The organism is Streptomyces sp. NBC_00582 (genome assembly GCF_036345155.1).
GTDB lineage: Bacteria > Actinomycetota > Actinomycetes > Streptomycetales > Streptomycetaceae > Streptomyces.
This window is the reverse complement of record NZ_CP107772.1, coordinates 3,982,974-4,000,489: the sequence shown is the minus strand read 5'-3', so window position 1 is coordinate 4,000,489 and position 17,516 is coordinate 3,982,974. Positions and strand designations below refer to the sequence as shown.

General features: G+C 71.8%; 16 protein-coding genes and 2 tRNA genes. 11 read left to right on the top strand and 7 right to left on the bottom strand.

The genetic code is table 11. From position 1 onward, the window contains the following. Positions 1–52: 52 nt before the first annotated feature. The 4 genes from OG852_RS17465 to OG852_RS17450 all read left to right on the top strand — a co-directional run bounded on the left by OG852_RS17465 (position 53) and on the right by OG852_RS17450 (position 5,458). The gene (locus tag OG852_RS17465) at positions 53–3,022 is read left to right on the top strand and encodes a UPF0182 family membrane protein (RefSeq protein ID WP_330351456.1); all 2,970 of its coding nucleotides are present in this window, start codon (positions 53–55) and stop codon (positions 3,020–3,022) included. Between the two features lie 41 nt (positions 3,023–3,063). Beyond that, positions 3,064–3,137: transfer RNA gene (locus tag OG852_RS17460), tRNA-Met, on the top strand. Between the two features lie 208 nt (positions 3,138–3,345). Continuing rightward, a complete protein-coding gene (locus tag OG852_RS17455) occupies positions 3,346–5,250 on the top strand; it encodes a sel1 repeat family protein (RefSeq protein WP_330348396.1) in 1,905 nt (634 codons plus the stop codon). A gap of 134 nt (positions 5,251–5,384) precedes the next feature. Next, a tRNA-Met gene (locus tag OG852_RS17450) sits at positions 5,385–5,458 on the top strand. A 230-nt stretch (positions 5,459–5,688) separates the two neighbouring features. On the opposite strand, the gene OG852_RS17445 is transcribed toward OG852_RS17450, so the two are convergent. The 3 genes from OG852_RS17445 to hisN form a co-directional block, all read right to left on the bottom strand. Further along, positions 5,689–6,105 carry a Fur family transcriptional regulator gene (locus OG852_RS17445; RefSeq protein WP_133912509.1) on the bottom strand — a complete coding sequence of 139 codons (417 nt, stop codon included), beginning with the start codon at positions 6,103–6,105 and terminating at the stop codon, positions 5,689–5,691. A gap of 120 nt (positions 6,106–6,225) precedes the next feature. Then, entirely contained in the window at positions 6,226–6,618 is a 393-nt protein-coding gene (locus tag OG852_RS17440; RefSeq protein WP_330348395.1) for a CBS domain-containing protein, read from the bottom strand. Between the two features lie 180 nt (positions 6,619–6,798). Then, positions 6,799–7,599: a histidinol-phosphatase gene (gene hisN / locus OG852_RS17435; RefSeq protein ID WP_330348394.1), complete on the bottom strand. Its 801-nt coding sequence runs from the start codon at positions 7,597–7,599 to the stop codon at positions 6,799–6,801. Between the two features lie 170 nt (positions 7,600–7,769). On the opposite strand from hisN, the gene OG852_RS17430 reads away from it, so the two are divergent. Beyond that, positions 7,770–8,372, top strand: a complete 603-nt coding sequence (locus OG852_RS17430) for a TetR/AcrR family transcriptional regulator (RefSeq protein WP_133912873.1) — start codon at positions 7,770–7,772, stop codon at positions 8,370–8,372. 5 nt (positions 8,373–8,377) lie between these two features. Here the strand turns inward: OG852_RS17430 and OG852_RS17425 are convergent, their stop codons facing one another. The 4 genes from OG852_RS17425 to OG852_RS17410 form a co-directional block, all read right to left on the bottom strand. Beyond that, positions 8,378–8,701, bottom strand: a complete 324-nt coding sequence (locus tag OG852_RS17425; protein WP_055631559.1) for a DMT family transporter — start codon at positions 8,699–8,701, stop codon at positions 8,378–8,380. Positions 8,702–8,788: 87 nt separating this feature from the next. Beyond that, complete coding sequence (rsgA, locus tag OG852_RS17420) at positions 8,789–9,799, bottom strand: ribosome small subunit-dependent GTPase A (RefSeq protein WP_133912506.1); 1,011 nt, start codon at positions 9,797–9,799, stop codon at positions 8,789–8,791. Positions 9,800–9,817: 18 nt separating this feature from the next. Further along, on the bottom strand, positions 9,818–11,125 hold the full coding sequence (gene aroA, locus OG852_RS17415) for a 3-phosphoshikimate 1-carboxyvinyltransferase (protein WP_330348393.1): 1,308 nt from the start codon (positions 11,123–11,125) through the stop codon (positions 9,818–9,820). 109 nt (positions 11,126–11,234) lie between these two features. Continuing rightward, positions 11,235–11,957 carry a M50 family metallopeptidase gene (locus OG852_RS17410; RefSeq protein WP_133912504.1) on the bottom strand — a complete coding sequence of 241 codons (723 nt, stop codon included), beginning with the start codon at positions 11,955–11,957 and terminating at the stop codon, positions 11,235–11,237. Positions 11,958–12,007: 50 nt separating this feature from the next. Here OG852_RS17410 and OG852_RS17405 point away from each other — a divergent pair, with 50 nt between their 5' ends. The 6 genes from OG852_RS17405 (at position 12,008) to OG852_RS17380 (ending at position 17,439) form a co-directional block, all read left to right on the top strand. Next, entirely contained in the window at positions 12,008–12,823 is an 816-nt protein-coding gene (locus OG852_RS17405) for an SOS response-associated peptidase (RefSeq protein WP_133912503.1), read from the top strand. Between the two features lie 19 nt (positions 12,824–12,842). Then, positions 12,843–13,472 (top strand): alpha/beta hydrolase family protein, encoded by a 630-nt coding sequence (locus OG852_RS17400; RefSeq protein ID WP_330351455.1) that lies wholly within the window; start codon positions 12,843–12,845, stop codon positions 13,470–13,472. Positions 13,473–13,729: 257 nt separating this feature from the next. After that, positions 13,730–14,419: an RNA polymerase sigma factor SigR gene (gene sigR, locus OG852_RS17395; RefSeq protein ID WP_208117149.1), complete on the top strand. Its 690-nt coding sequence runs from the start codon at positions 13,730–13,732 to the stop codon at positions 14,417–14,419. Next, positions 14,416–14,730 (top strand): mycothiol system anti-sigma-R factor, encoded by a 315-nt coding sequence (gene rsrA, locus OG852_RS17390; RefSeq protein ID WP_133912501.1) that lies wholly within the window; start codon positions 14,416–14,418, stop codon positions 14,728–14,730. Before sigR ends, rsrA begins: the two co-directional genes overlap by 4 nt. Positions 14,731–14,858: 128 nt before the next feature. Continuing rightward, the gene (locus tag OG852_RS17385; protein WP_330348392.1) at positions 14,859–16,172 is read left to right on the top strand and encodes an HD-GYP domain-containing protein; all 1,314 of its coding nucleotides are present in this window, start codon (positions 14,859–14,861) and stop codon (positions 16,170–16,172) included. A gap of 43 nt (positions 16,173–16,215) precedes the next feature. Then, the gene (locus OG852_RS17380) at positions 16,216–17,439 is read left to right on the top strand and encodes an HD-GYP domain-containing protein (RefSeq protein ID WP_133912499.1); all 1,224 of its coding nucleotides are present in this window, start codon (positions 16,216–16,218) and stop codon (positions 17,437–17,439) included. Positions 17,440–17,516 lie beyond the last annotated feature (77 nt).

The window sequence follows — 17,516 nt, the reverse complement described above, 5'->3', positions numbered from 1 at the left end:
CGGGCCTGAGGGATCGACAGCGAACTTCGAGGTGCGCACCTTGGCTTTCCAGATGCCGGACCGCGGCGGAGGCCCGACAGGGCCGCGGATGAGAGTGGGCCGCCCGTCCCGGCGTGTCCGGACCCTGCTCATGACGCTGGGCGTCCTTGCCGTCTTCGGCATGGCGTTCACCATGTTCGCGGGATTCTGGACGGACTGGCTCTGGTACCGGTCGGTGAACTACTCGTCCGTGTTCACCACCACCCTCTGGACCAAGATCGGCCTGTTCTCCGTCTTCGGTCTGCTGATGGCGCTCGCGGTCGGTTTCAACATCTGGCTCGCCCACCGGCTGCGGCCCCCGCTGAGCGCGATGTCGGTGGAGCAGCAGAGCCTCGACCGCTACCGCATGGGCATCGCGCCCTACAAGAGGTGGCTGCTGCTCGCCGTCACCGCCCTGGTCGGCCTCATCGCCGGCGCCTCGGCGGCCGGCCAGTGGCGGACCTGGCTGATGTGGGTCAACGGCGTCTCCTTCGGACAGAAGGACCCGCAGTTCCACCTCGACGTGTCGTTCTTCGCCTTCGACCTGCCCTGGTACCGGTTCCTGCTCGGCTTCGGCTTCGCCGCCACGATCCTCTCCCTGATCGCCGCCGCGCTCACCCACTATCTGTACGGCGGGCTGCGCGTCACCAGCCCCGGCGCGCGCGCCACGGCCGCCGCCACCGGACACCTGTCGGTGCTGCTCGGTGTGTTCGTCGCCCTGAAGGCGGTCGCCTACTGGCTCGACCGGTACGGCCTCGCCGTGAAGTCCAGCGACTTCAAGGCCACGGACAACTGGACGGGTCTGCGGTACGTCGACGCCAACGCCTACCTGCCGGCCAAGACGATCCTGTTCTGCATCGCGGTGATCTGCGCGCTGCTGTTCTTCGCCACCCTGTGGCGGCGCACCTGGCAGCTGCCGGTGATCGGCTTCGGTCTGATGGTGCTCTCGGCGATCCTCATCGGCGGGCTGTACCCGGCGATCGTCCAGAAGTTCCAGGTCCAGCCGAACGAACAGGCCAAGGAAGCCCCGTACGTCGAGAAGAACCTCAAGGCGACCCGTGAGGCGTACGGCATCGACGGCGCGCAGGTCACCGAGTACTCGGGGACCAGCACCACCAAGGACAAGACACAGCTGCGCGACGACGTGGACGCCACGGCGAGCATCCGGGTCCTGGACCCGAACATCGTCTCGCCGACGTACCAGCAGCTCCAGCAGATGCGGAAGTACTACGCCTTCCCGACCAACCTGGACGTGGACCGCTACAACGTGGGCGGCGCCGACCAGGACACCGTCATCGGTCTGCGTGAGCTGAACCTCGCGGGCGTGGACAAGCAGAACTGGATCAACAACCACTTCCGCTACACCCACGGCTACGGTGTGGTGGCCGGGAAGGGCACCACCGCCGACTCCGAGGGCCGCCCGGTCTTCACCGAGTCCAACCTGCCCTCCGAGGGTGAACTGGGCACGTACCAGCAGCGGATCTACTACGGCGAGAAGACGACGACGTACTCGATCGTCGGCGGTCCCCAGGCGGAGATCGACTACTCCGACGACAACGGCGAGAAGACCACCAGCTACAAGGGCAAGAGCGGGGTCAACCTCTCCAACCCGGTCAACCGGGCCGCCTACGCGGTGGCGTTCGGCGAGCCGCAGATCCTGTACTCCGGTGCGATCGGCGAGGGCTCGCGGATCCTGTACAACCGCACGCCCAAGGAGCGCGTCGAGGCGGTCGCCCCGTGGCTGACCATCGACGGCGACGCCTACCCGGCCGTCGTCGACGGGAAGATCCAGTGGATCGTCGACGCGTACACCACGACGAACGGCTACCCGTACGCCTCCCGTACGACCCTCGGCGACACCACCGCCGACTCGCTGACCGCGACCAACGACAACCGCGCGGTCGTGGCCCAGCAGAACCAGGTCAACTACATCCGCAACTCGGTGAAGGCGACCGTCGACGCGTACACGGGCGAGGTCAAGCTCTACCAGTGGGACACCGAGGACCCGGTCCTGAAGACCTGGATGAAGGCGTTCCCCGGCACGGTGGAGCCCAAGTCCGACATCTCCACGTCGCTGATGGCCCATCTGCGGTATCCGCAGGACCTGTTCAAGGTCCAGCGCGAGCTGCTCACCCGCTACCACGTGAAGGACGCCACCACGTTCCTCAGCGGCAGCGAGGTCTGGCAGGTGCCGGACGACCCGTCCAACAAGTCGGGTGACGCGGTGCCGCCGTACTACCTGAGCATGAAGATGCCGGACCAGCAGGCGCAGGCGTTCTCGCTCACGACGACCTTCACGCCCAACGGACGCGACAACCTCAGTGCGTTCATGGCGGTGGACTCCGAGGCGGGGACGGCCGGCTACGGCAAGATCAGAATCCTGAAACTGCCGACGAGCACCACCGTCGACGGACCGAAACAGGTGCAGAGCCAGTTCAACTCCGAACAGGACATCGCCGAGTCGATCAGACTCCTCAAGGGCGGTGACTCCGACATCGAGTACGGCAACCTGCTGACGGTGCCCCTCGACGGAGGACTGCTCTACGTCGAGCCGGTCTATGTGCGCGGTGGCGGGCTCAAGTACCCGCTGCTGAAGAAGGTGTTGGTGACCTACGGCGGCAACACCGCCTTCGAGGACACCCTCGACGAGGCCCTCAACAAGGTCTTCGGCGCGGAGAGCACGACCCCGCCGAAGGACGACGGCGACGAGACCACCACACCGCCGTCGTCCTCCAACCCGACGGTCCAGGAGGCGCTGGACGACGCGCAGAAGGCGTTCACCGCCGGCCAGGAAGCCCTGAAGAAGGGTGACTGGGAGGCGTACGGCAAGGCGCAGAAGGACCTCGAGGCCGCTCTGAAGCGGGCCGAGGACGCGCAGGACGAGGCGGCCAAGAGCGGCAACAAGGCGAGCAGCAGCCCGAGTCCGAGCGCGACGCCCAGCAGCGGCGCCGGCGGCGGCAAGGCGAGCGGCAGCCCCAGTCCGAGCAGCAGTCCCAGCGGCTGATCAGGCCCCGCCCCGCGTCGTGATACGGTTGTGGAACACGACGCGGGGTGGAGCAGCTCGGTAGCTCGCTGGGCTCATAACCCAGAGGTCGCAGGTTCAAATCCTGTCCCCGCTACTGAAGACGAAGGCCCGGATCCGGTACACGGATCCGGGCCTTCGTCATGTGCGAACGCATGTGCCGCCCCCGGGTATCGCCGCGCCGTCGTGGGGACTTGGGTGAACTGTGTTTGACTTGTCTCTCTGTGGGCATGTCGACAAAACGCTGAAGTGACCTCACGGGCTGCGGTATACACAGATGTACCCGGGTTGCAGGTGGTGCGACGATGGACGTTATGGGGGACAAGGCAACTCTGTTCGAGACAGGGCGGTTTGTGCAGCCTTCCGGTGAGGAAGCGACCCCGGACGAGAGCCGGGACAAGACGGCGGACGCCGTCGAGACGGTAGAGACGGACGAGACGGTAGAGACAGAAGAAGCGGCCGAGACGGGGGTGACGGTCGAAACGGGGGAGGCCGTCGCGGAGATGCGGCTACGGCTCGCCGCGGCAGCCGGCGACGCCGAGGCGACCAGTGTCCTCGGCGCCATGCTGCTGCGCCGCGGCGACCTGGACGGCGCGGAACCCCATCTGCGCGCCGCCACCGCGGCCGGCGACCGTGCCGCCGCCAACAACCTGGGCGTCCTGCTGCACCAGCGCGGGTACGCCGACGAGGCCGCCGGCTGGTGGCGGGTCGCCGCCGTCGCCGGCTCCGCCGCGGCCGCGCACGCGCTCGGGCGCCACTGCCGCGAGTGCGGCGACGAACCCGCCGCGGAGTACTGGCTGCGCCAGTCCGCCGAGCAGGGGCACGCCCTCGGCGCGTACGCCCTCGCCGACCTGCTGGAACACCGCGGGGACGGCGGAGCCGAGCGGTGGATGCGGGCCGCCGCCGAGCGCGGGCACCGGGAGGCCGCGTACCGGCTGGCGCGGGCACTGGACCGCAGGGATCCGCAGGACTCCGACGGCGACGGCGACGACGTCGGCTCCGTACCGGCGGAGGCCGAGCAGTGGTACCGGCAGGCCGCCGCGCGCGGTCACCGCAGGGCCGCCCTGCACCTCGGGGCCATCCTGGAGCGCAAGGGCGAGCTGAAGGAGGCCGGCCGCTGGTACCTCACGTCCGCCAAGGACGGCGAGGCGAGGGCCGCCTGCGCGCTCGGGTTCCTGCTGCGGGACGCCGGCGACACCGAGAACGCCGCGATCTGGTGGCTGCGCGCCGCCCAGGACGGCGACGGCAACGCCGCCAACGCGCTGGGCGCGCTGCACGCCGAGCGGGGCCAGACCCAGACCGCCGAGCGCTGGTACCGGGCCGCCATGGACGCCGGCGACGACAACGGCGCCTACAACCTCGGGCTGCTCTGCGCCGAGCAGGGCCGCACCGCGCAGGCCGAACAGTGGTACCGGCGCGCGGCCTACGCCGGTCACCGGGAGGCCGCCAACGCCCTGGCCGTCCTGCTGCTCCAGGTCGGGGACACGGCCGGCGCGGAGCCCTGGTTCTCCAAGGCGGCGGAGGCGGGCAGCGTCGACGCCGCGTTCAACCTCGGGATCCTCTTCGCGGGGCGGGGCGAGGACGTCGTGGCGCTGCGGTGGTACGAGCGGGCGGCCGCCGCCGGGCACACCGAGGCGGCGCTCCAGGTCGGCATCGCCCGGCTGCGCGAGGGCGACGAGCAGGAGGCCGAACGGCATCTGCGGTGCGCCGCGGGCGGCGGCAGCGCGGAGGCGGCCTACCGGCTGGCGGCCGCGCTGGACGCGCGTCGGCCGCCGCAGCCGGCGCACGAGCTCGGCGAGATCGCGCACGAGAAGACCGAGTGCGAGGAGTGGTACGAGCGGGCCGCCCAGCAGGGGCACAGGCGCGCCCAGGTGCGGGTGGGGATGCTGGCTGCGGCCCGCGGGGACGTGTGCGAGGCGGCGCGGTGGTACCGGGAGGCCGCCGAGGCCGGGTCGCGCAACGGGGCCTTCAACCTGGGGCTGCTGCTCGCGCGCGAGGGGAGCGAGCCGGAGGCGGTGGTGTGGTGGACGCGGGCCGCCGACGACGGGCACGGTCGGGCGGCGTTGCGGCTCGCCCTGGTCTACGCGCGTCGGGGGGAGCTCGCGGAGGGGCAGCGGTGGGCCGACCGGGCGGTGTCGCTGGGGCCGGGGGAGGTCGCGCAGCGGGCTGCGCGGTTGCGGGACGCGTTGCGGCAGGAGCTGTCGGCCTGACGAGGCCAGGGGGCTCGGCCCCCTGGACCTCCGGCCTGCGCCCACCCACCGCCCGTCTCGACAGGAAAGAGAACCACCTCAAGAAAAGCGATTTGCCTCCGGCCTCACCCTTCACGTAACGTTGCATTCACCGACGCGGGGTGGAGCAGCTCGGTAGCTCGCTGGGCTCATAACCCAGAGGTCGCAGGTTCAAATCCTGTCCCCGCTACTGAAGGCCGAGGGCCGGAATTCCAAGGGATTCCGGCCCTCAGTCGTGTCCGACGGCCTCCTCGTACAGCCGTCGGTCCCCCGTGCGCGACTCCGGCAGAGGTGTGCCCGAGGTCACTCCCTGTGCCCAGTCCATGTGGAGGGAAGGCGTCGACTCCAGGTACGTGTTCACGGGCAGCGCGAAGCCCCGGACCCATGGGGGTGCCGGGGCTCGACGGGGCGAACGGTCGGCTAGGCCGCCGCGCAGCTCGGGCAGACGCCGCGGTAGGTCACCTCGACGTCCGAGACGGCGAAGCCGAAGCGCTCGGAGTCGGGGAGGTCGGCCAGCGGGTTGCCGGTCGGGTGGACGTCACGGATGGCGCCGCACCGGGCGCAGACCAGGTGCTGGTGCGGGCGGTGGGCGTTGGGGTCGTACCGCTTGGCGCGCCGGTCGGTCGCGACCTCGAGCACCTCGCCGAGGGAGACCAGCTCACCGAGCGTGTTGTAGACGGTCGCCCGGGAGATCTCGGGCAGCTTGGCGACCGCCCTGGCGTGCACCTCGTCGGCCGTCAGATGGACGTGTTCGCCGTCGAGGACCTCGGCCACGACGCGTCGCTGCGCGGTCATCCGCCATCCGCGTCCACGCAGCCGTTCCAGAAGGTCACTCATGGGCACCAGCCTAACAGCAGGGGGAACAGTTCCCGATCGGGTGTGACTTTGGAGGCATCCCTGACTTAGACAGTGTCCATTATAGGATCGGGGCTGTCCATGCTGCGCCTGGCGCCCTGCTCAGGCGGGCACGGTCTGCCGGGCCGGCGCCCAGCAGCGGATGATGTCGCGGACCGAGACGATGCCGGCCGGTTCGCCGTCGTCGAGGACGATCAGATGGCGGAAGCCGCCGTGGGCCATGGCCCGGGCCGCCTCCTCCAGGGTCCAGGTCGGAGCGGCGAAGACCACGTTGTTGGTGGTGTGGGCGTGGGTGCGTTCGGCGTCCGGGTCCTGGCCCAGGCCCACGGAGTTGAGGATGTCCCGTTCGGTGAGGATGCCCATGCCCCCGGCGTCCGGGTCGAGGACGAGGGCGGCGCCGACGCGGCGGGCGGACATCAGGGCGGCGGCCTGGCGGAGGGTGTGGTCGGGGCCGATGGTGAGGACCAGCGTGCTCATGGCGTCTCGGACGAGCATGGGGACGAGCATGGATGGAGCCACCTCCTACGGGAATCCGTGCCCCCTGCGGACGGGTACCCGCACGTGCACTGATTCACAAGTTCACAAGTGGGGGGACCTTCAGAGTCTCAGGTAAAGCGGGGGTCAACAAGAGGGCGCGCGCGACCAAGTGAGGGCGCGCGCGCTCACATGTGTCGGTCAGGCGTGTTCGCCGAGATACCCCAGCAGCTCCTCGTGGAGGAGGCCGTTGGACGCGGCGCCGTTGCCGCTGTGCGGGCCGGGGCGGCCGTCGAGGCCGGTGAAGGTGCCGCCCGCCTCCGTCACCACGATCGCGTTGGCCGCCATGTCCCACAGGGACAGCTCCGGCTCGGCACACAGGTCCACCGACCCCTCGGCGACCATCATGTACGGCCAGAAGTCGCCGTACGCGCGCGTGCGCCACACCTCGCGGGTCAGGTCGAGGAAGCCGTTCAGCCGGCCGCGCTCCTCCCAGCCGGTGAGCGAGGAGTACGCGAAGGAGGCGTCGGACAGCTTCGCGACCTTGGAGACGTGCAGCCGGGTCGCGGAGGCCAGGCTGCGGCCGCTGTAGGCGCCGTGCCCCTTCGCCGCCCACCAGCGGCGGCCCAGCGCCGGGGCGGAGACGACGCCGACGACCGGCTGGTAGCCGCCCTCGCCCGCCTCCATCAGCGAGATCAGGGTCGCCCACACGGGCACGCCGCGGACGTAGTTCTTGGTGCCGTCGATCGGGTCGATCACCCAGCGGCGCGGGCCCGTGCCCTCCAGGCCGTACTCCTCGCCGAGGATCGCGTCCCGGGGCCGGGCGCGCTGGAGCTGGCCGCGGATCAGTTCCTCGGCGGCCTTGTCGGCCTCGCTCACCGGGGTCATGTCCGGTTTGGTCTCGACCTTGAGGTCGAGGGCCTTGAAACGGTCCATGGTGGCGGCGTCGGCGGCGTCCGCGAGGACGTGCGCGAGACGGAGATCGTCGAGGTAGTCCGGCATGGGACGAACGGTATCCGGCCGGGTCGGGCGAGGCCACAGGGGACAGCCCTGCGCCTGCGGGAACCGATCTGCGGGAACCGGCCGGGAGCCGTCGGCCGCCCCCGCGGACCCTTGACAGTGCCCCCGTGCGCGTCAACTCTGGCAGCATCCGCTCGCCCCGGGAGGCGATGATGCCTGCAGCGCGGGAATCCCTGCTGGACGCCGCCTACGCGGCGCTCGCCCTGCGGCCGTGGTCCGCGGTGCGGATGGTGGACGTCGCGGTGACCGCCGCGGTGTCCCGGCAGACGCTCTACAACGAGTTCGGCAGCAAGGAGGGGCTGGCCAGAGCGCTGGTGCGGCGGGAGGCCGACGCGTACCTCGCCGGGATCGAGCGGGCGCTGGCCGTCCACGGCGACGCCCGCGAGCGGCTGGTCGCCGCCGCCGAGTGGACCTTCTCCGCCGCCCGGGACAACGCGCTCGTACGGGCCCTGCTCACCGGCTGCTGGAGCGAACGCCTGCCCGCGCCCACGCTCTCGGCGGTGCCGTCCTCCTCCGCCGTGCCGGCGCAGCGGCGGGCGGACGGGCCGCTGCCCTCGCCCGGCGATCTCATCACCGCCGTGCGGGACCGGGCGGTCGCCGTGCTCGGCGGTCCCGGCGCGACCCGCGCGGACGCCACCGAGCTGGCCCGCGCCTGCGAACTCGCCGTCCGGCTCGCCCTGTCCTGCGTGGCGGCCCCGCCGGCGGGGGAGGGCGGGGTGGCGGAGCTGGTGCGGGGGGTGCTGCAGCGGCCGTAGACCGGTCAGTGGGCGGAGCCCGACAGCTGCAGCCCGATCACCCCGGCGATCACCAGGCTGATCGAGACGATCTTCAGGGTGGACACCAGGTCCCCGAGGAAGACCATGCCGTAGATCGCGGTGCCCGCCGCGCCGATGCCGGTCCACACCGCGTACGCCGGGCCCACGTCCAGCTTCTTCAGGGAGAGCGTCAGCAGACCGAAGCTGCCGAGGGCGAACGCGCAGAAGGCGATGGTGGGCCACAGCCGGGTGAAACCGTGGGACAGCTTCAGGCAGACGGCGAAACCGGTCTCGAGCAACCCGGCCACGATGACCAGCAGCCACGCCATGTGCGGTCCTCCCGTTTGTCCGGCCCGGTTCCGGCTCGGTGCGATTATGCACTTACCGGCCACACCGCCCCACAAACAACGCGGAGGTCAGTCGCCTTCCGTCCGCTCCCGTGTCGACAGCAGCCGGCGCAGCGAGTACAGCCGGGCCGGATCCGCGTGGCCCTCCGCCACCCACTCGTCGAGCGCGCAGTCCGGCTCGTCGTGACTGCACGCGCGCGGGCAGCCGGCCGTGCCCGGTTCCAGGTCGGGGAAGGCGTGGATCACCCGGGACGGATCGACGTGGTGCAGCCCGAAGGACCGGACGCCCGGGGTGTCGATCACCCAGTCGTCCGTGCCCGCCAGCGGCAGGGCCAGCGCCGAGGTCGTGGTGTGCCGGCCGCGTCCGGTCACCGCGTTGACATGGCCGGTCACCCGCCGCCGCTCCTCCGGTACCAGCGCGTTCACCAGGGTCGTCTTGCCGACGCCCGAGTGGCCGACGAACGCTGTGATCCGTCCGGCCAGCAGCTCGCGCACCCGGTCGGCCGCGTCGCCGTTCTCCAGTTCCTCGCGGCTGGTGACGACGTACGGGATGTCGAGACTGCCGTACAGCTCCAGGAGCTTGTCCGGGGACGCCAGGTCCGACTTCGTCATGACGAGAAGCGGGGTCAGTCCGCCGTCGTAGGCCGCGACCAGACAGCGGTCGATCAGCCGGGGGCGCGGTTCGGGGTCGGCGAGGGCCGTGACGACGGCGAGCTGGTCGGCGTTGGCGACCACCACCCGCTCGAAGGGGTCGTCGTCGTCCGCGGTACGACGCAGCACCGAGGTGCGCTCCTCGATGCGGACGATCCGGGCCAGGGTGTCCTTCGTGCCGGACAGATCGCCGACCAGGGCGACCCGGTCGCCCACGACCGCCGCCTTGCGGCCCAGCTCACGGGCCTTCATCGCGACCACGATCCGGTCCTCGACCAGACAGGTCAGCCGGCCCCGGTCGACGGTGAGGACCATGCCCCCGGCGGCGTCCTCGTGCTTGGGGCGGATGTGCGTACGAGGCCGGTTGCCCTTCCGGTTGGGGCGCGAGCGGATGTCGTCCTCGTCGGTGTGCTTGCCGTAGCGGCGCATGCCTGTGTCCCGCCGTCCCTATACCCCGAGCATCCCGGTCCACAGATCGGGGAAGTCCGGCAGGGTCTTCGCCGTCGTCGCCACGTTCTCGATCCGGATACCCGCCACGGCCAGGCCGATGATCGCACCGGCGGTCGCCATGCGGTGGTCGTCGTACGTGCGGAAGGTCCCGCCGTGCAGCGGGCGCGGGCGGATGTGCAGCCCGTCGGCCGTCTCCGTGACATCGCCGCCGAGCTCGTTGATCTCCTTGGTGAGCGCGGCCAGCCGGTCCGTCTCGTGCAGCCGCAGATGGGCCACGCCCCGCAGGGTGGACGGGGAGTCCGCGAGGGCGGCGACCGCCGCGACGCCCGGGGTCAGCTCGCCGACGTCCCCCAGGTCGACGTCGACGCCGTGGATCGCGCCCGAGCCGGTGAGGACCAGTCCGTAGTCGGTGAGCTCGCAGGAGCCGCCCATCTCGGTGAAGATCTCCCGCAGCCGGTCACCCGGTTGGGTGGTCCGGGCCGGCCAGTCAGGGATCAGCACCCGGCCCCCCGTCACCAGCGCCGCCGCAAGGAACGGCTGCGCGTTCGACAGGTCCGGCTCGATCGTCAGGTCCCGGCCCAGCAGCGCGCCCGGCGTGACCCGCCAGACGTTCGGCTCGCCGCCCGACTCCGGGGTGTCCACCTGGGCGCCCACCGCGCGCAGCATGTCCACCGTCATCCGGATGTGCGGGAGGGAGGGGAGCGTCGAGCCGATGTGGCGGACCTCGACGCCCTGGTTGAAGCGGGGCGCGGACAGCAGCAGCGCCGACACGAACTGCGAGGACGAGGACGCGTCGATCTCCACCGGGCCGCCGTCCAGCGCGCCCGAGCCGTGCACCGTCAGGGGCAGCGCGCCCCGGCCGTCGTCGTCGATCCGGGCCCCGAGGACGCGCAGCGCGTCGATGACGCCGTGCAGGGGGCGCTCGTACGAGCGGGGATCGCCGTCGAAGCGGACGGGGCCGTCGGCGAGGGCGGCGACCGGAGGGAGGAAACGCATGACCGTGCCCGCGTTGCCGACGTCCACCGTGGCCGGGCCGTGCAGGCCCGCGGGGAGCACGCGCCAGGCCTCGCCGGTGCCGTCGGGGCCCACGCCCTCTTCGATCTCGATGCCCATCGTGCGCAGGGCCTCGGCCATCAGCAGCGTGTCGCGGGAGCGGAGGGGGCGGCGCAGCCAGCCGGGCTCCGAGGCGAGGGCGGCGAGGACGAGGGCGCGGTTCGTGACCGACTTGGACCCCGGCACGTGGACCGTCGCGTCGACGGCCTCGCTCGCGGTGGGGGCGGGCCAGAGGGCGGGGGTTGTGGGCATGGGGTCACTTTAGTGCCGGTGGGCGGGTGCGGCGCCGTCGTGGCTGGTCGCGCCCCGCTGCGGAGCCGCATATCGGCAGAGCCCCGCGCCCCTTGAGAACAGATTGGCTTCACATCTCGAGGAGCCACCTGCCCCCGCCCATCAGCGAGCACAGCGACACGACGTGGAACAGGAACAGCCAGAGCCCCGCCGGGACATGCGTCAAGCGGGAGAGCTGGTCCGCGTCCGAGTCGCCCGCGCCGCCCCGCCGGCGCTTCACCTGGAGCTCGAACGCCGGGCGCACGCCCCCCAGCAGCAGGAACCACACCACCGCGTAGGCGAAGGCGGCCTGGACCTGGGGGCCCGCCAGCCAGGAGACCAGGAGGAAGGTGCCGCCGGTCAGGACGACCGTCAGGGCGCCGTAGGCGTTGCGGATCATCACCAGCATCGCGACCAGCAGGGCCGTCGCCACCCACAGCAGGAGGGTGATGCGGCCGGCGCCGAGGAGGGCCGCGCCGCCGAGACCGAGGAGCGGGGGAGCGGTGTAGCCGGCCGCCGCCGTGAGGATCATGCCGAGGCCGTGGGGCTTGCCGCGGCTCACCGTCAGACCGCTGGTGTCGGAGTGCAGCCGTATCCCGGTCAGCTGGCGGCCCGTCAACAGGGCGACCAGGCCGTGGCCGCCCTCGTGGGCGATCGTGATCGCGTTGCGCGATATCCGCCACAGACTGTGCGGGACGACGACCGCGAGGGCCGCGACCGCCGTCGCGATCACCACCCACAGATCGGGGTCGGGCTGGGTGCCGACGAGACGGTCCCACAGGTCGGGCAGCGCTAGGGCGGCGATGCTCTCCATGTTCGGCGGTGGCTCCCTATGGTCGTGTCGAGTCTGGCAGTGTGGCACGTATGTGCGGACGGTATGCAGCGAGTCGCAGGCCCGAGGATCTCGCAGGAGTCTTTGAAATCGAGCGGTGGGAGCCCGAGGAGACCCTCGAACCCGACTACAACGTGGCGCCGACCAAGGAGGTCTACGCCGTCCTCGACCGTCCGGTGAAAGACGCCGACGACCGCCGCCCGGTTCGGCAGCTCCGCAAGCTGAAGTGGGGACTCGTGCCGTCCTGGGCCAAGTCGCCCGAGGGCGGCGCCCGGATGATCAACGCGCGCGCCGAGACCGTCCACGAGAAGCCGTCGTACCGTCGCGCCTTCACCTCCCGCCGGTGCATCCTGCCCGCCGACGGCTACTACGAGTGGGTCACCGCCAAGGAGGAGCGCGACCTGGAGGTCGAGGGGAAGAAGAAGCGGCCGCGCAAGCAGCCGTACTTCGTGCTCCCGGCGGACGGGTCGGTGTTCGCGATGGCCGGGCTGTACGAGTTCTGGCGGGACCGGACCCTGCCCGACGACCATCCGCGGGCCTGGTGGGTGACCTGCTCGGTGATCACCACGGAGGCCGAGACGACCCCGCTCGCCGTGGCCCCCGCCGAGGGCCCCCACGCGCTCGCCGAGATCCACCCCCGGATGCCCCTGATGCTCACCCCGGACCGCTGGGACGCCTGGCTCGACCCGGCCCGTACCGACGCCGAGGACCTGCGCTCCCTGCTGGAGCCCCCGCCGGCCGGGCTGATGCGCGCCTACCCGGTGTCCACGGCCGTCAGCAACGTCCGCAACAACAGCCCGGAGCTGCTGAAGGAGCTGGAGGGGCCCGAAGAGGGCACACTCTTCTGACGTGAGCACCCAGTCAGACGTGAGTACCCGGATCGTCTCCACGGAGGCGGGCGACGCCCGCATCACCTGGCACAAGGCCGACAGGCCTCGGCTGGTCCTCGCGGCGAGCCATGGCGCCGGAGGCGGCATCGAGGCCCGGGACCTGAGGGCGCTGGCCCGGGTGCTGCCGGACCACGGCGTCACCGTCGCGCTCGTCGAGCAGCCCTGGCGGGTCGCCGGCAAGAAGGTCGCGCCCGCCCCGAAGACCCTCGACGTGGGCTGGCGCGGGATCTGGCCCGCCGTCGCGGCACCCGGCCTCCCCGTGATCTCCGGCGGACGCAGCGCCGGCGCGCGCGTGGCCTGCCGTACGGCGGTCGAGCTCGGCGCCCACGCCGTCCTCGCGCTCGGCTTCCCGCTGCACCCGCCGGGCAGGCCGGAGCGGTCCCGCGCCGACGAACTGCTCGGCGCGGGGGTGCCGACACTCGTCGTACAGGGCGGCAACGACACCTTCGGACGGCCCGAGGAGTTCCCCGAGGGGGCGTACGAGATCGTCGAGGTGCCGTACGGCGATCACGGCTTCGCCGTGCCGAAGCGGGCGGAGATCGGTCAGGAGGAAGCCGTGGGAATCGTCACGGACGCGGTGGTGAAGTGGACCGGGTCACTCGGGTAAAGCCTCGGGAATGTCACGGGGCGGACCGCTGTTGACCCCGGCAGAAGTGCTGAACACGCAGCACCGATGTCGTGGGAGAGGAAGTCCGCCGCATGGGTTCGACCATCTGCCCGAGCCGCAGCAGCCGTACTGACCTGGACTGGACGGTGCTGCACGCGGCCAAGGCCACTCCTTTTGGAGGGGCGGCAGGCACGGGTCGTCGTCTATCCTCCGATTCGAGTGGGACCGGTTTCGGTCCTGCGAAAAATCTTGAGGAGGTGGGTCCGGTCACCGGTACCGACGCAGGGACCGACAACGGCCAGGCGGAGCTGCCCGAGGGCCAGGGCGTAGGCGCGGGCGACGAGTCGTCCGCGGAGCGCAGCGCGCGCTTCGAGCGGGACGCGCTCGACTACCTCGACCAGATGTACTCGGCGGCGCTGCGCATGACGCGCAACCCGGCGGACGCCGAGGACCTGGTGCAGGAGACGTACGCCAAGGCGTACGCGTCCTTCCACCAGTTCCGTGAGGGCACCAACCTCAAGGCGTGGCTGTACCGGATCCTCACCAACACCTTCATCAACTCGTACCGCAAGAAGCAGCGCGAACCCCAGCGCAGCGCGGCCGAGGAGATCGAGGACTGGCAGCTCGCCCGCGCCGAGTCGCACATGTCGACCGGTCTGCGTTCCGCCGAGTCGCAGGCGCTGGACCACCTGCCCGACTCGGACGTGAAGGAAGCGCTTCAGGCCATTCCCGAGGAGTTCCGCATCGCCGTGTACCTCGCGGACGTCGAGGGCTTTGCGTACAAGGAGATCGCGGACATCATGGGGACACCCATCGGTACGGTGATGTCCCGGCTGCACCGGGGCCGCCGTCAACTGCGCGGCATGCTCGAGGACTACGCCCGTGAGCGCGGGCTGGTCCCGGCCGGCGCCGGGGACTCGAACGAAGCGAAAGGCTCGGGCTCATGAGCTGCGGAGAGCCGCACGAGACGGACTGCAGTGAGGTACTCGATCATCTCTACGAGTTCCTCGACAGCGAGATGCCGGACGTCGATCGCGACAAGTTCAAGCAGCACTTCACGGAGTGCTCGCCGTGCCTCGAGAAGTACGGTCTCGAAGAGGCCGTGAAGAAGCTGGTCAAGCGGTGCTGCGGCCATGACGACGTACCGACCGACCTGCGCGCCAAGGTCCTGGGACGGCTCGATCTGATCCGTTCCGGGCAGGCGGTGCCCCAGCACGATGTGACGGCGGCCGCCCCGGCCACCCCGCAGGAATCCTGACACGGCCCGTATTCACCCGAATGTGCTAATCCGCGGGTGATACGCCCGCAGAGCCACCCGACGTCACCCTAGGCTCCGAAGCCCGGACCGCTGACGGAGCCCGGACGGGCATGGCTGGGGAGGGCGTCATGGAGGGAGTACCGGCGCGGGCGCGCGGTTACGTCGCCGGTGCCGCCCTCGTCGCCCTGCTCTGTCTCACCCCCCTCACCACCACCGCCCCGGGCACGCCCTGGTGGGCCGTGGGACTGCTCGCCGCGCTCTACGCGGTGGGCGAGCAGATCGCCCGGCGGAGGTTCGCCGGGACCTTCTCCCCCGTCCTGCTCGCCGGGGCGTTCCTGCTGTCACCGCCCGCCGCCGCGCTCGTACCGCTACCCGGGGCCCTGTGCTCGTACGTCGAGCAGGGCCCCGTTGTGCTGCGCCGGGTCTGGCGGGCGGCCCAGTCGGCCCTCGCCGTGACGGTCGCGGCCCAGGTCCACGGGGCGCTCGGCGGACGGGAGGCCGTGGCCGGCTCCGACGTGCCGTACGCGCTGCTGCCGGCGGGCGCGGCCGTCCTCGCCCACTGCGCGGTGCTCGCCGTCCTCGACGGCGGGATGCTCGCGCTCGCCGAGGGGCTGCCGGCGCTCAAGGCCTGCCGCGGACTGTTCCTGCGCTCCCTCGCGCCCCTCGCCGTGCACGGGCTCGCCGGGCTGATGATGGCCGTGCTCTGGCGCAGCCCCTACGGGCCCGTCGCCGCCCTGCTCGTGCTGTTCCCGATGGCCGTGTCCTGGTGGGTGTTCGCCCAGTACCACCGCGAGCGCGCCGCGCACCGGGCGACGATCCGCGCGCTGGTGCAGGCCGTCGACATCAAGGACGGCTACACACGCGGCCACAGCGAACGCGTCGGACAGGCCTCGATGATGATCGCGCGCGAGCTGGGCATGGACGAGCGCCGGGTGGAGGTCATCCGGTTCGCCGGGATCCTGCACGACGTCGGCAAACTCGGCGTACCCACCCGGCTGCTGCGCAAGGACGGTCCGCTGACCCCCGAGGAGCGGCGGGTGATCGAACTGCACCCGGAGTACGGACACGAGATCACCCGGGGCATCTCCTTCCTCGGCGAGGCCCGCTCGGCGATCCTCCACCACCACGAGCGGATCGACGGCACCGGCTACCCCTACGGACTGGTGGGGAGTCAGATCCCGGAACCCGCACGGGTGGTGGCCGTCGCCGACGCCTTCGACGCGATGACCTCCACCCGAAGCTACAGCCGGGCCCGGCCGGTCCCGGTCGCCCTGGCGGAGCTGGAGCGGTGCGCCGGGACGCAGTTCGACCCCCGGATGGTGACGGCGCTGGTGCGGGTCATCGACCGGGACGGCTGGCACCCCGTGGTGACCGCCGACGAGCCCCACCCCGCCGTGCCCGCGCCGACCACGGCCCCGGAGCGTCCGGGAGTGCCCCGGTGAGCCGACGACGCCCCGCGCGCACCGCCCGCCGGGGAGCACCCCGATGACCCCCCGCCGGCCGCTGCACACCGCGGCCGCCCTGCTCGTCGTCGGCTCGCTGTTCGTCACCCTGCGCACCGGTGTCGAGGAGGGGGCCGTGGCGCTGGCGTTCGGGACGCTCGTCGCCGTGGGGGAGCTGATGAGCGGGCCCGGGCTGCGCGAGGCCGCGCCGCTCGGGGCCGCCGGCGGACTGTCGTACGCCCTGCTCGGCGAGCACGCCGGACACCCCGGCCACCACGGAGTCGCCCAGGTGGTGACGGTGGTCGCCACCGCCTCCCTGCTCGGCAGCGTGCCCCATCTCGCCCGCGGCCACGGACCCGTCCTCGACCATCTCGTGCGCCGGGTCCTGGCCGCCGGCTTCGCCGCCGTCTGCTTCCAGCCCCTCTACAACAACGGCGCGTTCGACCGCTGGCGCGGCCCCCTCTACGCCCTCGTCCTGCTCGCGCTGCTCGTGCTGACCATGCTGTGCGACGCCCTGATCGCCGCCGCGCTCGCGCACTCCCGCACCGGCTGGCCGTTCCCCCCGCTGCTGCGCGACGAACTGCGGGCGGTGCCCGGGATCGGCTCGGCGGTGTGCGCGACCGGCGCGGTGATGGCGCTCGCGGTCGCCGTCGTCGGCCTGTGGGCGCTGCCGGTGTTCTCGGTGCCGCTGCTGCTCACCCAGCTCTCCCTGCGCCGGTACGCGGCGGTCCGCGCCACCAACCGGCAGACCATCGCCTGCCTCGCCCGCGCCACCGAGATCGCCGGCTACACCCCGGCCGGGCACGCCCGGCGGGTCGCCGCCCTCAGCCAGGCCGTGGGCCGAGACCTGGGGTTGCCGGAGGCGGAGCTGACCGTCCTGGAGTACGCGGCCCTCATGCACGACATCGGCCAGCTCAGCCTCGTCGACCCGGTCCCGTCCGGCGCCACCTCCGGGCTCCCGGCGGCCGAACAGCGCCGGATCGCCCTGCTCGGCGGGGCCGTCGTCCGGCAGACCGGGGCGAGCGCCCAGGTCGCGACGGTCGTCGAGCGGCAGGCCGACCCCTATCCCGAGCAGCCGCCCGCCGCCCGCATCGTCCGGGTGGTGAACGCGTACGAGGAGAAAGTGCAGGGAACCGGCCCCGGCGGCCCCCTCACCGCCCTGGAGGAGCTGCGCCTCGGCACCGGCGGGGAGTACGCGCCGGAGGTCGTCGAGGCGCTGGCCAGGGTGCTCGCCCGGGACTGTCTGACCCTGCCCAAGGGTGGGTAACCCATGGGTAATGAGCGCCCTCCCAGCCGCACGTGGTTGGATGCGAGGGAGAGAGTGTCCGGGGGCACTGGCCAGCC

Bases quoted from the DNA above. Each gene is read 5' to 3' on its own strand.
- OG852_RS17430 (WP_133912873.1), top strand. From the start codon at position 7,770: ATGCCTGCAGCGCGGGAATCCCTGCTGGACGCCGCCTACGCGGCGCTC.
- aroA (WP_330348393.1), bottom strand. From the start codon at position 11,125: ATGCCCACAACCCCCGCCCTCTGGCCCGCCCCCACCGCGAGCGAGGCC.
- OG852_RS17455 (WP_330348396.1), top strand. From the start codon at position 3,346: ATGGACGTTATGGGGGACAAGGCAACTCTGTTCGAGACAGGGCGGTTT.
- hisN (WP_330348394.1), bottom strand. From the start codon at position 7,599: ATGCCGGACTACCTCGACGATCTCCGTCTCGCGCACGTCCTCGCGGAC.
- OG852_RS17425 (WP_055631559.1), bottom strand. From the start codon at position 8,701: ATGGCGTGGCTGCTGGTCATCGTGGCCGGGTTGCTCGAGACCGGTTTC.
- OG852_RS17405 (WP_133912503.1), top strand. From the start codon at position 12,008: ATGTGCGGACGGTATGCAGCGAGTCGCAGGCCCGAGGATCTCGCAGGA.
- OG852_RS17410 (WP_133912504.1), bottom strand. From the start codon at position 11,957: ATGGAGAGCATCGCCGCCCTAGCGCTGCCCGACCTGTGGGACCGTCTC.
- OG852_RS17440 (WP_330348395.1), bottom strand. From the start codon at position 6,618: ATGCTCGTCCGAGACGCCATGAGCACGCTGGTCCTCACCATCGGCCCC.
- OG852_RS17385 (WP_330348392.1), top strand. From the start codon at position 14,859: ATGGAGGGAGTACCGGCGCGGGCGCGCGGTTACGTCGCCGGTGCCGCC.
- OG852_RS17380 (WP_133912499.1), top strand. From the start codon at position 16,216: ATGACCCCCCGCCGGCCGCTGCACACCGCGGCCGCCCTGCTCGTCGTC.
- rsgA (WP_133912506.1), bottom strand. From the start codon at position 9,799: ATGCGCCGCTACGGCAAGCACACCGACGAGGACGACATCCGCTCGCGC.
- OG852_RS17465 (WP_330351456.1), top strand. From the start codon at position 53: ATGCCGGACCGCGGCGGAGGCCCGACAGGGCCGCGGATGAGAGTGGGC.
- rsrA (WP_133912501.1), top strand. From the start codon at position 14,416: ATGAGCTGCGGAGAGCCGCACGAGACGGACTGCAGTGAGGTACTCGAT.
- OG852_RS17445 (WP_133912509.1), bottom strand. From the start codon at position 6,105: ATGAGTGACCTTCTGGAACGGCTGCGTGGACGCGGATGGCGGATGACC.